Annotated in this window: 14 protein-coding genes; 6 read left to right on the top strand and 8 right to left on the bottom strand. The window is 65.1% G+C overall.

Annotation, left to right across the window (positions count from 1 at the left end; genetic code table 11):
* The 7 genes from hemB to hemE form a co-directional block, all read right to left on the bottom strand.
* Positions 1-984, bottom strand: coding sequence for a porphobilinogen synthase (hemB, locus tag ANI01nite_RS06135; protein WP_038990587.1), 984 nt, complete (start codon positions 982-984; stop codon positions 1-3).
* Positions 985-1015: 31 nt separating this feature from the next.
* Entirely contained in the window at positions 1016-1840 is an 825-nt protein-coding gene (locus ANI01nite_RS06130; RefSeq protein ID WP_141356719.1) for a uroporphyrinogen-III synthase, read from the bottom strand.
* A gap of 9 nt (positions 1841-1849) precedes the next feature.
* Positions 1850-2824 carry a hydroxymethylbilane synthase gene (hemC, locus tag ANI01nite_RS06125; RefSeq protein ID WP_141356716.1) on the bottom strand — a complete coding sequence of 325 codons (975 nt, stop codon included), beginning with the start codon at positions 2822-2824 and terminating at the stop codon, positions 1850-1852.
* A complete protein-coding gene (locus tag ANI01nite_RS06120; RefSeq protein WP_141356714.1) occupies positions 2821-4026 on the bottom strand; it encodes a ferrochelatase in 1206 nt (401 codons plus the stop codon). The genes hemC and ANI01nite_RS06120 overlap by 4 nt, the downstream gene beginning before the upstream one ends.
* Positions 4023-4709, bottom strand: a complete 687-nt coding sequence (gene hemQ, locus ANI01nite_RS06115) for a hydrogen peroxide-dependent heme synthase (RefSeq protein ID WP_141356748.1) — start codon at positions 4707-4709, stop codon at positions 4023-4025. The genes ANI01nite_RS06120 and hemQ overlap by 4 nt, the downstream gene beginning before the upstream one ends.
* A gap of 92 nt (positions 4710-4801) precedes the next feature.
* Positions 4802-6394, bottom strand: a complete 1593-nt coding sequence (hemG, locus tag ANI01nite_RS06110) for a protoporphyrinogen oxidase (RefSeq protein WP_174787671.1) — start codon at positions 6392-6394, stop codon at positions 4802-4804.
* Positions 6395-6500: 106 nt separating this feature from the next.
* Positions 6501-7556: a uroporphyrinogen decarboxylase gene (hemE, locus tag ANI01nite_RS06105; RefSeq protein WP_141356710.1), complete on the bottom strand. Its 1056-nt coding sequence runs from the start codon at positions 7554-7556 to the stop codon at positions 6501-6503.
* Positions 7557-7704: 148 nt separating this feature from the next.
* On the opposite strand from hemE, the gene ANI01nite_RS06100 reads away from it, so the two are divergent.
* The 6 genes from ANI01nite_RS06100 to ANI01nite_RS06075 all read left to right on the top strand — a co-directional run bounded on the left by ANI01nite_RS06100 (position 7705) and on the right by ANI01nite_RS06075 (position 14492).
* Entirely contained in the window at positions 7705-9024 is a 1320-nt protein-coding gene (locus tag ANI01nite_RS06100) for a glutamyl-tRNA reductase (RefSeq protein ID WP_141356708.1), read from the top strand.
* Positions 9025-9162: 138 nt separating this feature from the next.
* Positions 9163-9786: a TetR/AcrR family transcriptional regulator gene (locus ANI01nite_RS06095; RefSeq protein ID WP_052253668.1), complete on the top strand. Its 624-nt coding sequence runs from the start codon at positions 9163-9165 to the stop codon at positions 9784-9786.
* A gap of 64 nt (positions 9787-9850) precedes the next feature.
* Positions 9851-10072 (top strand): DUF3107 domain-containing protein, encoded by a 222-nt coding sequence (locus ANI01nite_RS06090; protein ID WP_038990596.1) that lies wholly within the window; start codon positions 9851-9853, stop codon positions 10070-10072.
* 121 nt (positions 10073-10193) lie between these two features.
* On the top strand, positions 10194-11648 hold the full coding sequence (locus ANI01nite_RS06085) for an RNB domain-containing ribonuclease (RefSeq protein WP_121867061.1): 1455 nt from the start codon (positions 10194-10196) through the stop codon (positions 11646-11648).
* Between the two features lie 256 nt (positions 11649-11904).
* Complete coding sequence (locus ANI01nite_RS06080; RefSeq protein ID WP_141356706.1) at positions 11905-13530, top strand: DEAD/DEAH box helicase; 1626 nt, start codon at positions 11905-11907, stop codon at positions 13528-13530.
* Between the two features lie 77 nt (positions 13531-13607).
* Positions 13608-14492 (top strand): DNA-methyltransferase, encoded by an 885-nt coding sequence (locus ANI01nite_RS06075; RefSeq protein ID WP_371858942.1) that lies wholly within the window; start codon positions 13608-13610, stop codon positions 14490-14492.
* Here ANI01nite_RS06075 and ANI01nite_RS06070 read toward each other — a convergent pair.
* Entirely contained in the window at positions 14477-15322 is an 846-nt protein-coding gene (locus ANI01nite_RS06070; protein WP_141356702.1) for a PHP domain-containing protein, read from the bottom strand. The two genes, ANI01nite_RS06075 and ANI01nite_RS06070, sit on opposite strands and share 16 nt — an antisense overlap.
* Positions 15323-15330 lie beyond the last annotated feature (8 nt).

The raw sequence follows: 15330 nt of genomic DNA, 5'->3' as shown, positions 1-15330 counted from the left end.
TTACTTGCCTTCCTTGAGCCAGCCGGCAACTTCGGCTGCGTAGTAGGTGAGGATCTGCTGGGCACCGGCGCGCCTGATCGACAGCAGCGATTCGAGCACGGAGGCCTTGCGGTCGATCCAGCCGTTGGCCGCGGCAGCCTCGATCATCGAGTACTCGCCGGAAATCTGGTAGGCGGAAACGGGAACCGGGGAGATATCGGCAATGTCGCGCACGATGTCCAGGTAGCTCATGGCCGGCTTGACCATGATCATGTCGGCTCCCTCGGCAATATCGAGCTCTGCCTCCAGCACTGCTTCGCTCCGGTTGGCCGAATCCATCTGGTAGGTCCGGCGGTCCCCCACCAGCTGGGAGTCCACGGCTTCGCGGAAGGGGCCGTAGAAGGCGCTGGCGTACTTGGCGCTGTAGGCGAGAATCGAGACGTCCTGGCGTCCGGCAGTGTCCAGGGCCTGGCGGATAACGCCGATCTGGCCGTCCATCATGCCCGAGGGACCCAGCATGTGGGCGCCGGCCTCGGCCTGCGCCACGGCCATCTGGCCATAGATTTCAAGGGTGGCGTCATTGTCCACGATGCCGTGCTCGTCGAGCACGCCGCAGTGGCCGTGCGAGGTGAATTCATCCAGGCACACATCGGACATGACCACCAGTTCGTCCCCCACTTCGGCGCGCACCGCGGCGATGCCCTGGTTCAGGATGCCCTGCGGGTCGATTCCGGCCGAGCCGTTCTCATCGCGTTCCTCGGGGATGCCGAAGAGCATGATGCCGCCCAGCCCGAGTTCGGCCGCGTTGCTGGCGGCCGCCTTCAGCGAATCCATGGTGTGCTGGTAGACCCCAGGCATGGAGGTGATCTCGTTGGGCTGGCTCAGCCCTTCGCGCACGAAGGCGGGCAGGATCAGCTGCCGGGCCGAAAGCTCGTTTTCGGCCACCAGACGGCGGATCGCAGGATTCTGCCGCAACCGGCGCGGGCGATGCTGGGGGAAACCCATGGCTCCTCTTTCTCCAGTTCTCAATAACTTCTTATTCTGCGGTACGCTCCGCGGCACCGGAAGGACCGGCGCGCCGGAGCAAATCTTGGGCCGCACGGGCCAGGCCCTGCGGCGTGGGCTGCGCGGAAATCGCATGCACGGGCAGCCCGGCGCGTTCCATGGCCGCGGCCGTCGGCTTGCCGATGGCGATGGACTGCGTCCGGGACGGCAAGCGGCTGCCTGCCAGCTGGATGAAGCGGCGAACCACGCTCGGGGCCGAAAAGACCACCAGGTCCAGCTCTTCCAGTGTGGCACCGATCTGCTCCGCCGGTAGGATCTTGATCCCCGGGGCGGCCACTGCTTCGGTGACCGGCTGGCCGCCACGGCCGGCATCAACGGTTTCATAGGCGATGCATTCGCTGACCTCGACCGGATGCTCGGCCAGCCCGTCAGCCAGCGTGGAACTGGCCAGGTCCCCATGCGGATAGCAGATCCGCGCCCCTGCTTCCAGGCGCCATTCGGCCACCATCCCGGCCGCAGACTGCTCGGCCGGCTGGAAGTGCACCGACCGGCCCAGCAGCCGGGCAATTGCGCCCGTGGTTTTCTGGCCTACCGAGGCAATCCGCAGATCTGCGGGAAGCTGCCGGCCATCCAGCACCTGTGCAACAACATGGACCGTATTCACCGAGGTGAACACCAGCCAGCTGAAGCGGCCGGCCACCAGTTCTTCGCCCATGCGGTGCAGCTGGCTGCGGTCCTCGGGCCAGACGGTATCGATCAGCTGGGCACACCTTGAGGTGATGCCCAGCTGCTCGAATTCCTGCACGGTGGCCGCGGCGCGTGCCGGGTTGCGCAGGATCAGTGCTTGGTAGGCCATCTGCTGGGACTAGGCCAGTCCGGCGACGACGGCCGCGCCGTCAGCGATCATCGACTGCGCCAGCGAACGGCCCAGCTGCTGCGCCGATTGAACAGAGCTGGCCTCGGTACGGGCGCTGCGGCGCATGGTCTGCGAGCCGTCGGGGTTGCAGGCCACAGCTTCGAGGATCAGCTCATCGCCTTCGATATGCGCCAAGGCGCCAATCGGGGCGGCGCACCCGGCTTCCAGTTCAGCCAGCAGCGCGCGTTCGGCCTCGACCTGCATGCGGGTGGCGGCATCGTCGAACTGCGCCAACGCCGCATCCAGTGACTTGTGGCCGGAGCCGGCGGTACGGGTTTCCAGCGCCAACGCGCCCTGCCCCGGGGCCGGCAGCATGATGGCAGGATCCAGGTACTCGGTGATGTGCTTCTCCAAGCCCAACCGGCGCATGCCGGCTGCCGCCAGGATCACCGCGTCCAGGTCGCCCTGGGTGCTGCGTCCCACGCTGCCGTCATCCAAGGTCTCCCCGACACCCTTGACTCGTCCCAAGCGGGTGGGGACATTGCCGCGGATATCGACAATCTGCAAATCGCTGCGGTAGGCCAGCAGCTGGGCGGCGCGGCGCGGCGAACCCGTACCGATCTTCGCGCCCTGCGGCAGCTGGTCCAAGCCCAGCGAGTCGCGCGAGCACAACGCATCGCGCACGTCCTCGCGCGGCGGGATGGCGGCCAGCACCAGGCCCTCGGGCTGCGCGGTGGGCAGGTCCTTGAGCGAGTGCACGGCCAGGTCGCACCCGGAATCCAGGAGGTGCTGGCGCAACGCGGCGGCGAAGACCCCGGTGCCGCCGAGGGTGGCCAGCGAACCGGTCACCACATCGCCTTCGGTCTTGACCAGCACGGTCTGCACCTCCAGGCCCGAGATCTCGGCCAGCTGCTGGGCGGCCCACCCGGTCTGGGTGGTTGCCAGCGCGCTGCCGCGGGTTCCTACGCGGAATGCTTCGCTCATGGTGCCGGCACACCTACTTCCGAGTCGACGGCGCCGATGGTCGGGCGCAGGGTTCCATCCAGCGCGCGCTTTTCGCAGCAGCCTGGACGGCAGACGTCGAACCATGGGCCGCCCTCGACCACCGAGGCGCGTCCTGCGCGCAAGGCCTTGCCGTCGGGACCGGCGAGGCGTTCTTCGACCAAGTCGACCAGGCCGGAGATGAACCCGGGGTGGGTGCCCGGGGTGGCGACGCGGTCAAAGGCCAGGCCCAGTTCCGCGCAGGTGTCCTTGGCTTCGGTATCCAGATCCCACATGACTTCCATGTGATCGGAGATGAAGCCGATGGGCACCACCACGACACCGGCGATGCCGGCTGCGGCATCTTCTTCCAGCGCGTCGTTGATATCCGGTTCCAGCCATGGCACATGCGGTGCCCCGGAGCGGGACTGGTAGACCAGGCTGTGCTCCAGTCCCTGGGCTTCTTCCACCTGGGACAGGATGCCGTTGGCTACCGCCTGGTGCTGGCGGGTGTAGAGATTCTCGTATCCCTCGCCCCGGATGCCTTCGGGCCCAGCGGCCTCGGCATCGGACATCGGAATGGAGTGGGTGACGAAGACGATCTTGATCGCCCCGTCTTCCTTGCCTGCTTCGGCCAGCTGGGCGCGCACGTTGGCCAGCGAGGTGCGCAAGGAATCCACAAAAGGAGCAATGAAGGCAGGGGTGTCGAAGAACTGGCGCAGCTTGTCCACTTCCACCACGCCGTCCAGGCCGGTGTTGACCAGGCCCATGCCGGCATCCTCGCGGTACTGGCGGCAGGCCGAGTAGCCGGAGTATGCGCCGGTGCCCATGAGCAGCACCTTGCGGTGGCCGTCGGCTGCCAGCTGCTTGAGCGTGTCGTCGATGAACGGATGCCAGTTGCGGTTGCCCCAGTAGATCGGCAGGTCGATGCCGCGGTCGGCCAATTCGGCTTCCAGCGCTGCCTTCAGCGCGCGGTTCTGGGCGTTGATGGGCGAGACGCCGCCATTCTTGCGGTAGTGCACCGCCACTTCTTCCAGCCGCTCATCCGGGATGCCGCGGCCCGCGGTGACCTTGCGCAGGAACGGGATGACATCATCCTGCCCCTCCGGGCCGCCGAAGGATGCCAGCAGGATGGCGTCGTAGGCCTTGGGAATCATCTGGCCGCTGCTGTCATATCCCTCGCGGGGATCGAAGGCCTGGCTCACTTCAGCACCTCGAGCGCTTCGGCTGCCGAAATGCGGCGGCCGGTGTAGAACGGAGTCTCCTCACGCACGTGGTGGCGGGCCTCGGTGTAGCGCAGGTGGCGCATCATGTCGACCAGGTCGATCATGTCATCGGCTTCCAGGCAGATCTGCCATTCGTAGTCGCCGAAGGAGAACGCGGCCACGGTGTTGGCCAGCACGTTGGGGAATTCGCGGCCCAGGATGCCGTGGTCGCGCAGCATCTTGCCGCGGGCCGCCGGGTCCAGGGTGTACCACTCGGTGGAGCGGACGAACGGGTAGACGGTCATCCATTCCTTGGCGGCCACCCCGCGGGCGAACGCGGGCGAGTGGTCCTTGGCGAATTCAGCTTCGCGGTGCACGGCCATGGTGGAGTACACGATCTCGGTGCCTGCCAGCAGGGCCGAACGGCGGATCTTGCGCATCGAAGCCTGGAGCAGCTGGGCCGATGGCCCGTGCACCCAGACCATCAGGTCAGCGTCTTCGCGCATGGCCGATACGTCGTAGATGCCGCGGACGGTGGCGCCTTCGGCGGCCAGCTCGGAGACCAGTGCATCGAATTCAGCGGCAGCCGCCTCGGAACGCTCAACGATGTCGGAACGCTTGAAAATGGTCCAGAGAGTGTAGAAGAACGTCGGGTTTTCTCCTGCGTTTTCGCGTTCGCGAATAACTGGGGAATTATGCTCCGGTGCGTTGCTCACTTGATATTCTCCTTGATCTGGTTTCGGACAAAAGTCCAGGTTGGTTGTCCCGGGCGCGGTTAGCGGGCGCTGATCGCGACGGCACTGCGGGCTTGGCTGATCACTCGTGCCAATCCGGTGCCGGCGATCCATGCGCCAACCACATCGAGCCCTTCGAAGTCCGACAGGCTGCGCTGCAGCTGGCCGCGGCGCGCGGCAGCGGCCTGGCCTTGCAGCGGAACCATGTCGCTGAAGCGTGAAACGGTGCTTCCCAAGACATCATCAAGATGCAATTGAACACCGAGAATCTTTGAAGCGTCTTTGATTGCCTGTTCGATGAGAGCCGAGTCATCCCCGGATTCGACCAGTGCATCATGTTCGCCGATGCGCCCGAAGGACAGGCGCAGCACGTGGGTGCCGGGCCCTGCCTCGTCCGCCAGCCATGGCCACTTGGCCGTGGAGTGGGTCAGCGCCTTGGCAGTCAGCGGGGCTCCCTTGGAGACCAGCACGCCGGAACCGCGCGGGGCGTCGTCGAGTTCGGGCTTGTCGACCACCAGGATCGCCAAGGCGATGGCGTTGTCGCCGCCTTCGCTGGCCAGCTGGTCTTCGGGTGCCAGCAGCGGGTTCAGCAGCGCAAGTGCCGACGCCGCGGGCGTTGCCAGGACGACCCGGTCCGCGTGCAGTTCCTGGCCCAGGGTGCTCACCGTGTACGGGGTTGGCGACTGCCCGTCGTGGCGCACCGCGGTGACCGGCGAATTGCGCACCAGCGCCACGCCTGCCTCCCCCAGCTGGGAAACCAGGGCTTCGACCATGGTGTACATGCCGCCGTTCAGGCCGGCGACCCGGGAGCCTGCCGGCGCCGATTCCTGCAGCTTGGTGACGGCGCGAGCCAGCGAACCGGTCTCCAGCATCGCTTGGCGCAGACCAGGGGCAGCGGCGTCAATGGAAATCTTGGCGGGGTCGGTGGAATAGACCCCGTTGACGACCGGGGCCACCAGCTGGTCCAGCACCGCCTGGCCCATGCGGGAACGAACCACCTCGGCAATGGACAGCGGCTCGGTAGCCCACTTCTTGTTCACCGGAGTGATCAGGTCCGCCGCGGCGCGCACGGTGGCGGGCCGGCCGATGATCGAGCGCACCTCGTCGGTGCGCACATTGCCCGGGATGCCCAGCAAGGCGGTTTCAGGCATCGGGTGGGCCAGGATGTCCTGCTCCTCGCCCGGGACGAGCCAGGCCCGCGCACCTGAGGTCTTGGCGATCTGCCCGCCCAACTCCAGCTCGTCGAGGTAGGAGGCAACAATGCCTCCGCGCAGCGCGAAGGATTCCGCGCCGGCATCGATGGCCAGCCCGGCGACTTCGGTGGTGCGCACGCAGCCGCCGAAGGTACCGGTTGCTTCCAGCACGGTTACTTCGTGTCCGGTCTGGCGAAGCTCACGGGCAGCGACCAGCCCGGCGATGCCGCCGCCGACCACTACCGCATGCGGTGCCGATGGCTTCTCAGCCTGGTCCGCTGATCCGGTTTTCGCTAGGCGTGCTTCGCTGGCGCTGCGCACCTTTTCCAGCAGGCGCAAGGCGTGCGCCGCGGCATCGTTGGCAAAATCCCGTCGCGGCTTGGATGCACCGGTGGCTTGCGCTGATTCCCCTGCGCGCACATTGCGTTGTTCCTTGCTCACGTGCCTTGCACCTTCCACCTTCACGATATGCCGAGGCCCTGTCCCGCTGGCCGTGGCGTCGAGGGCCAGTGGGACACGGCGTTAAACCTAGCTTAGACCTGTTGAATTACAGCGAGTGAATGAGCTCGACCACACGGGTCAGCACGGTTGGGTCGGTGGTCGGGGGAACACCGTGGCCCAGGTTCAACACGTGGCCGCGGGCCTTCTTGCCGGCCGCAACCACCTCGCGCACGTGCGCTTCGAGGACTTCCCATGGGGCTGCCAGCAGTGCCGGGTCGATATTGCCCTGTACCGAAACGTCCTGGCCCAAACGCTCGATCGCCGTTGCAAGCGGGATGCGGTAATCCACGCCGACTGTATCCACGCCGGCATCGCGCATCGCGGTCAGCAGCTCGCCGGTGCCGGTGCCGAAGTGGATCAGCGGCACGCCCAGATCACGGACGTAGTCCAGGGACTTCACCGAGTACGGGGCGACATGCTTCTGGTAGTCCGGCAGCGACAGCGACCCGGCCCACGAGTCGAAGAGCTGGGCGGCCGAGGCGCCGGCCTCGACCTGCGCGCGCAGGAACTGGCCCGAGGCGTTAGCTGCCCAGGTCATCAGCCCGTCCCAGACCTCCGCATCGGTGTGCATCATGGTGCGCGGGCCCAGGTGGTCGCGGCTCGGCTTGCCCTCGACCATGTAGGCGGCCACAGTGAACGGGGCACCGGCGAAACCGATCAGCGGGGTCTTGCCCAACTCGGCTACGGTCAGGCGCACCGCTTCGCGGATCGGTTCCAGCGACTCGTCGGTCAGCTCGGGAAGCGCCGCGACCTGTTCCATGGTGCGGATCGGGGTGTCCAGCACCGGGCCGACTCCTGGCGCGATGTCCACGCCGATGCCTGCCAGGCGCAGCGGGATGACGATGTCCGAGAAGAAGATGCCAGCGTCCACCTTGTGGCGGCGCACCGGCTGCAGGGTGATCTCGCTGGCCATGGCTGGATCCAGGCAGGAATCGAGCATGCTCACCCCTTCGCGCAGCTTCAGGTACTCAGGCAGCGAGCGGCCGGCCTGGCGCATGAACCACACCGGGTGATGCGAAGGCTTCTTGCCGGTCAAGGCTTGGATCAAAGCGGAATCTTGGGTACGTCCATCAAGCATCGGATGGTTCTGCGACAGGGTCATGCCCCAATTCTGCCAAGTCTTGGGATTAAAAGCCCATTTACGGCGTTCGCCCGCAGGTGAAGGTGAGCAAACTAACCCCACGGAACCATGCCATATTAGGCACACCTGCGTTGTCTGCCGGTATTTTCCGGCCTATTCTGGGGTCACTGTGGTTTTCTTATCTCTTGTCGCATCGCATTCGCAGCTCGATCTGGAGACCGTGGCACAGATCAGTGCTTCGGCCGATGGGCTGGCAGCTGCCTCCGTTAACGGATCGGCAGTTATCAATGGTGCCGTCGTGCTTGCTACGTGCAACCGCTTCGAAGTCTACGCAGACGTGGACCATGCGGAGGATGCAGCGGAACATCTGGTCAACGAGCTGGCCGCCAACGCAGGCCTCTCCCCCGAATTCCTGTCCCGCCGCCTGACCACGCTGGAAGGCGACCCGGTCATCGAGCACCTCTTCTCCGTCGGCGCCGGCCTGGACTCTGCCGTGGTCGGCGAACGCGAAATCGCTGGGCAGGTGCGTCGCGCGCTGACCCAGGCGCAGCAGGAGAAGACCACGACCAGCAACCTCACCCGGCTGTTCCAGAACGCCACCCGCGCAGCCAAGGATGTCGGTTCGAACACCAACCTCGGCACCCAGGGCAAGTCCGTGGTTTCGGTAGCCCTCGATCTGGCCGAAGAGCTGCGCGATGAAGCCAGCGACTGGTCCGAACAGGACGTCGTGCTCTTTGGCACCGGTTCCTACGCTGGCGCCACGATGGCGTTGCTCAAGGAACGCGGGGTCCAGCGCATCTCGGTCTACTCGCATTCCGGACGCGCCGCAGATTTCACCGCCAAGCGCGGCGGATTCCCGTTGAACGACGAATTGCTGCCGCAGGCCCTTCGCGAAGCCGACATCATCGTGGGCTGCTCCGGAGGCGGGCACCAGCTGGCCCGCGAAGAGCTCGAAGCCCTGCGGGTGAAGAACCACCCGCTGATCGCCATCGACATGGCGCTCACCCACGACTTCGACCCGACCCTGGTGGAACTGCCGGATGTCGAGCTGATTACCTTGGAATCGGTGCGCATGGCTGCCCCGACCGAACAGGCGATGGCCGTCCACGCGGCGAGCCGGATCGTCAAGAAGGCCACCGCTGAGTTCGCCGCAGCCCAGCGGGAACGCGAAGCCGACTTCGCGATTGTCGCCCTGCGCCAGCACACCAAGACCGTATTGGATGCGGAAATCGCCAAGGTCCGCGCACAGCACGGCTGCAGCGCCGCCGCCGAGGAAGTGGAACTCGCCATGCGCCGCATGGTGCGCCAGCTGCTGCACGTGCCGACCATGCGCGCCCGCGAGCTGGCAGGCGAAGGCCGCACCAGCGAGTATGTCGCGGCCTTGGAAACCCTCTACGGCTTGGAACTTGACCAGCCCGTTGCCGAGAAATCGGAAGCACTGCAGGCCCAGGGCAACTGCCCTGCCGCGCCTGAAGTCAAATCAGCGTAGAAAATCTGATTTCCCGTCGGTTTTTTCCACTTTCCGCACAGAAGCATGGAATACTACTTCCAAGTAGATTACTCTCCCGACAATTCCTTCGATGACTTGGGAGCTGATCACTCTGCAGCTGGAAAGGCCCCATACGACATGACGGAACTCGAAAATATCAAAGGCACCCGCCCCCAACGGATGCCACGTGAAGCGCGTCGGCGCCAGTTGCTGCAGGCAGCGCACCAGGTTTTCGTGGCCCACGGCTATCATGGCGCGTCGATGGACGAAATTGCTGAAGTCGCCTTGGTCTCCAAGCCGGTCCTCTACCAGCACTTCCCCGGCAAGCGCGAACTGTATCTCGCCTTGCTCGATTCCCACCTGGCCGACTTCAGCCGGCAGCTCGATGAAGCGATCCGCTCCACGAATGACAACCGCGAGCGTGTCTTCGCCACCATCAACACGTACTACAGCTACATCAAGGGCGAATCCCAGGCCTACCGCCTGATCTTCGAATCCGATGTCCTCTCCGATCCGCTGATCGCCCATCGCATCGAGCAGTTCAACAGCTCGCTGGCTTCCTCCATCGCCCGCGTCGTCGTCGAGGATACCGATATGAGCGAGGACGAAGGCCTGCTGGCAGGCCGCGCACTGGCCGGGCTCTCGCAGGTTTCGGCTCGCTATTGGGCCACCAGCGAGTCCTCGGTGGACCAGGAGGCAGCAGTCGAGCTGATCTCCCGTTTAGCTTGGCGCGGAATTTCGCAGTTCCCGAAGGAAAACTAGTTAAATTAGTGACCAGAGGCCCCATACGGGACACCTATTTCGTTCGAGAGGATGTGCGACAAACATGGAAATCCGCATTGGCATTCAGAATGTAGCCCGCGAAGTAGTGCTTGACTCCGAGCTGAGCAACGCCGAAGTCAACGAGCTGGTAGCGAAGGCTATCGCCGACGGAACCGTTCTGGCACTGAAGGATCCAAAGGGCCGCGAGGTCTTGGTGCCTTCCGCTGGCATCGCCTACGTTGAGGTTGGCCCGGAAGAAGTGCGCCGCGTCGGCTTCGCACAGTAGCGCTTGCAGCTCGCCAAGGCCCCGCCTTGGCAGCTGGTGGCCGGTTTCGCCCGAATGCGAAACCGGCTATTTCTTTGCCCAAATAGTGATTCGAGTCACCGAGTCGTGATATTCCTTGGGTGTGACTGAACGAAGAATCCGAAGCCCCCGCCCGGTTCCCGCCAACTCGCTGGCCCAGCTGCTGCTCGGCCTGGAAGCGGAGTTCGAGGTGCCGGCACCTTTCGACGAGCAGACTTTGGAAGCCGCAGAGCAGGCGGTAGCCCAATTGCAGCTCCCCGACCAGGACGCGACCGGCATCCCTTTCTTCACCATTGATCCACCCGGCGCCACCGATCTCGACCAGGCGATGTTCCTTGAACGGCACGGCGACGGCTACACAGTGCACTACGCCATCGCCGACGTGCCAGCCTTCGTTGCCCTGGGCGGCCAGCTTGATGCGGTGGCCCGCCAACGCGGCCAGACCTACTATCTGCCGCACCGCAAGATCACCTTGCACCCGCCGCTGATCTCCGAGGACCAGGGCTCGCTGCTGCCGGGCAAGGAACGACCGGCATTCCACTGGAAAATTTCCCTGGACGCCGATGGCGCCCTCGGCAAGGTCGAACTGAACCGCGCGCGCATCCGTTCCAGGGCGCAGCTGGACTACGCCTCGGCCCAGGCCCGGCTGGATTCGGGAGAACCCGATGAGCAGCTCGAGCTGCTCGCCGAAATCGGCGCGGCCCGCCTGCGCCAAGAGCAACTGCGCGGCGGCGCCTCCTTGAACTTGCCGGATCAGGAAATTGAAGAAGCAGGCGAGGGCTACAAGCTGGTCAGCCGCACTCCCCTGCCGCTGGAAGGCCACAACGCGCAGATTTCCCTGCTCACCGGCATTGCCGCGGCCCGCATCATGCTCAAAGCCGGCGTGGGCATCTTGCGCACCATGCCTGCCCCGGACGACGCAGACCAGCGCGAATTCCGTACCCAAACACAGCTACTCGGCACTCCGTGGGATGAATCGCTCAGCTACGGGCAGTACCTGCATGCATTGGACGTCAGCGACCCGAAGCAGCTGGTCATCATGCATCGCGCCGCCGCCCTGTTCCGCGGCGCGGACTACCAGGTCATCAATGGGCAGCCCGAGGAAGAACTCATCCAGGCGGCACTGGCAGCGCCCTACGCGCACACCACCGCGCCGCTGCGCCGTCTCGTGGACCGCTTCGTGCTGCTCACTTGCAACCTGCTGTCCACCGGCCAGCCGCTCCCGGCACAGCTCAGCTCGGCGTTGGAGGATCTGCCCGGGCTGATGCGCAGCAGCAGCATTGCCGCCAACCGGGTGAACAATGCGGCCGTTGACCTGCTCGAAGCCTATGTGCTCAAAACACGGGTCGGGGAAGAATTCCAGGCCATCGTGCTGAAGTCCGCTGAGCAGAAAGAGGACGGCAAGATTCGTCCCGGTGTCCTCCAGCTGGCAGATGAACCGATTACCGGATCCTTTACCGGATCCGCCCAGCCAGGCACCTTGGTGCGCGTGAAGCTGGTGCAGGCCGATCCCGAAGTGCGCAAGATCAGCTTCGAAATCGTGGCTTCGGACTCCTAAGCCCGGGTTTCCGGTCAAAACCGGCTATGCTTGGCCTATTAGCAATTAGGATGCCCGATCGCAATGGGCTGATAGATGAAACAGTTTTATGGCGACTTCCCAGCGGTCGCCATCCCGCAGGTGCTTGACCAAGCTACCGAGCGTGAAAGCAGCGATCGGCTCCGCTGGATTCGTACGGCACCCTGCATGCTCCCGGCTTCTTCCAAGCCGGAAGGGAACAGGTGCCGTGCCCGCATGAAACGAGAACACGGACATCGTGACTGACACGACGCTTTCGGCCGCAGCTGCCGAACCACAAGACAACGAGCCAACCCCCGCAGAACCGGCCAAGCAGAGTTTTGCCGATCTGAACGTTCGCGAAGACATTGTTGCTTCGCTCTCGGAAGCCGGGATCGAGTACCCCTTCCCGATCCAGGCGCTGACCCTGCCAGTTGCCCTGGGCGGCAACGACATCATCGGCCAGGCCAAGACCGGTACCGGAAAGACCCTGGGCTTCGGCATTCCTGCCCTGCAGCGCGTGATCCGCGAGGGCGACAAGGGCTACGGGGATCTTGAATTCCCCGGTGCCCCGCAGGCCTTGATCGTCGCACCGACCCGCGAGCTGGCCATCCAGGTCGGCGCCGACCTGGCTCAGGCTTCGAAGCACTCGAACATCTCGATCACCACCATCTACGGCGGGCGCCCCTACGAGGAGCAGATTGCCGCGCTGAAGGCCGGCACCGACGTGGTTGTGGGCACCCCGGGCCGCCTGATCGACCTGAACCGCCAGCGCGTGCTGAACCTCAAGCAGGTGCGCACCGTGGTGCTGGACGAGGCTGACGAGATGCTGGACCTAGGCTTCCTGCCGGATGTCGAGCGCATCCTGGCCGCACTGCCGCCGGTACGCCAGGCGATGCTCTTCTCGGCCACCATGCCCGGCGCCGTGATCACCATGGCCCGCCGCTACATGACCCGACCTACGCACATCCGCGCCCAGGACCCGGGCGATGACGATTCGCTGACCAAACGCAACATCCGCCAGCTGGTCTACCGTGCGCACAACATGGACAAGGACGAGATGGTCGCTCGCCTGCTGCAGGCCGAAGGCCGCGGCAAGACCATCATCTTCACCCAGACCAAGCGCTCGGCTGCCAAGCTGTCTGATGAGCTGGTGGACCGCGGCTTCAATGCCGGTTCGCTGCACGGCGATCTGGGCCAGGGCGCCCGCGAGCAGGCGTTGAAGGCCTTCCGCTCGGGCAAGGTCGACATCCTGGTCGCCACCGACGTCGCGGCCCGCGGCATCGACGTGGATGACGTCACCCACGTGGTCAACCTGCAGTGCCCGGATGACGAGAACACCTATCTGCACCGTGTGGGCCGCACCGGCCGTGCCGGCAACACCGGCACCGCGGTGACCTTCGTGGACTGGGACTCGGTGCCGCGCTGGTCGCTGATCAACAAGGCGCTGGGCCTGAACGTTCCCGAGCCGGTGGAAACCTACTCCTCGTCGCCGCACTTCTTCACCGACCTGGATATCCCCAAGGGCACCAAAGGCCGGCTGCAGCGTGCCAAGAAGACTGCCGCCGCCGAGGGCGATGGTTCGCCGCGCCGCGAGGAATCAGCGCGCACCCCGCGCCGCCGCAGCAATTCGCGCACCCGCACCCGCACCGTGAACGGCGTGCAGACGCGCCAGCGCGGCGGGCAGGGCTCCGGTGCCGAGCAGGACGGCGCACGCCACGGCCATTCCAAGGGCAAGCAGGATCGTCCGGCACGCGAAAACGAGCGCCACCGCGAAACCCATGTGGCCGGCGAGGAACATGCAGCGGCCGAGGGCGCAGCACCGGCACGCCGCCGCCGTCCGCGCCGCCGCACCCGCAGCACCGAAGCAGGCGGCCAGGACTGATCCCAGTCCAATCGGCCAGTCAACTTTTCCGAAAGGAACTCACACCAGCGGTGCTCGCTCTACCCGAAGAACCAGCTTTGCCTGATGCTGGAACACCAGACGCCCACGCGTCCGGCGTTCCAGCCTCGGGCAATACCGTGTACCACGGCGACAACCTCTCCATCCTCGGCGCCCTGCCCGATCAGAGCTTCACCCTGATCTACGTGGACCCGCCATTCAACACCGGACGCAAGCAGACCCGCGCCCAGCGCACCATGGTCCGCGCTGCCGAAGGCGAAGGCGACCGCACCGGATTCAAGGGGCGCGAGTACAACACCGAGCTGGGGATCGCCCGGTCGTATCACGATGCCTTTGACGACTACCTCAGCTTCATCGAGCCGCGGCTGCGCGAGGCCCACCGCCTGCTGGCCGAGGACGGCACGCTCTACGTGCACCTGGATTACCGCGAGGTGCATTATGTGAAGGTGCTGCTCGACGGGATTTTCGGCCGGGAGTGCTTCCTGAACGAACTGATCTGGGCTTACGACTATGGGGCTCGTGCCAAGAGCCGCTGGCCGGCCAAGCACGACACCATCCTGGTCTATGTGAAGGATCCGAAGAAGTACCACTTCAATTCGGCCGAGGTGGATCGCGAACCGTATATGGCTCCCGGACTGGTGACCCCGGAGAAGCGCGCCCTGGGCAAGCTTCCCACGGATGTCTGGTGGCACACCATCGTCTCGCCTACTGGCAAGGAAAAGACCGGCTATCCGACGCAGAAGCCCGAAGGCGTGCTGCGCAGGATCGTGGCCGCGTCCTCGCGCCCCGGCGATTGGGTGCTGGACTTCTTCGCCGTTTCCGGCACCACCGGTGCGGTGGCGGCGAAGCTGGGACGCCAGTATGTGCTGATTGACCAGAACGTCGAAGCCATCGAGGTGATGAAGGCCCGATTGCCTGAAGGCACCACTTACATCGAGTCCTGAGTCCCAGTCCCCTCGGCGATTATTCTTTGCAGCATGTCCGGCTCGGTGAGATTCTCACCGAGCCGGTTCAGCTTTCCGGTCCCGTGGTAGTCCGACGAGCCGGTAACGATCAGATCGTGCTCGGCGGCCAGCTCGAGCAGCCAGGATTTCCCCTCTGCGGTATTGTCCCGGTGGTGCACTTCAACCCCGGCCAGACCGGCATCGATCATCTCGTAGAAGGTCGAGTCGGGAACCACCCGTCCCCGGGCTGAGGCCTTGGGATGCGCGAACACCGGAACGCCGCCAGCTTCCCGTACCAATTGCACGGCAGTGGCCGGATTCACCGCTGGATGCGACACGTAATAGCGCGAACGCGAGGACAGGATGTTGGCAAACGCCTCGTTGCGGTTCTCCACCACCCCCGCGGTCACCAGCGCATCGGCAATATGCGGGCGGCCAACGGTGGAGCCCGGAAGGCAATGCTCCCCCACCAGATCCCAGCTGATCGGATAGTCCTCGGCCAACAGATCGACAATGCGGCGGGCGCGGATGATCCGCGAGTTCAGCGCACGGTCCAGCTCATCGAGCAGTGGCTGGTAGGTGGGGTCGTGCAGGTAGCTGAGCAGGTGCACGCTGATGCCGTGGGCATCCTGGCAGGTGATTTCCATGCCCGGAACGAACCCCAGTCCCAGCTTCCGCGCCTGCGCCGCGGCTTCGTCCCAACCGCTGGTCTGGTCATGATCTGTCAACGCCACGACATCCAGGCCGGCAGCCGACGCTGCGCGCATCAGCTCGGACGGAGTTTCAGTTCCGTCGGACACATTGGAGTGGGTGTGCAGGTCAATTCGCATATGCCTAG

This window comes from Glutamicibacter nicotianae, assembly GCF_006539525.1.
Lineage (GTDB): Bacteria > Actinomycetota > Actinomycetes > Actinomycetales > Micrococcaceae > Glutamicibacter > Glutamicibacter nicotianae.
The sequence above is the reverse complement of the archived record's forward strand: the minus strand, read 5'-3'. Positions and strand labels throughout refer to the sequence as shown.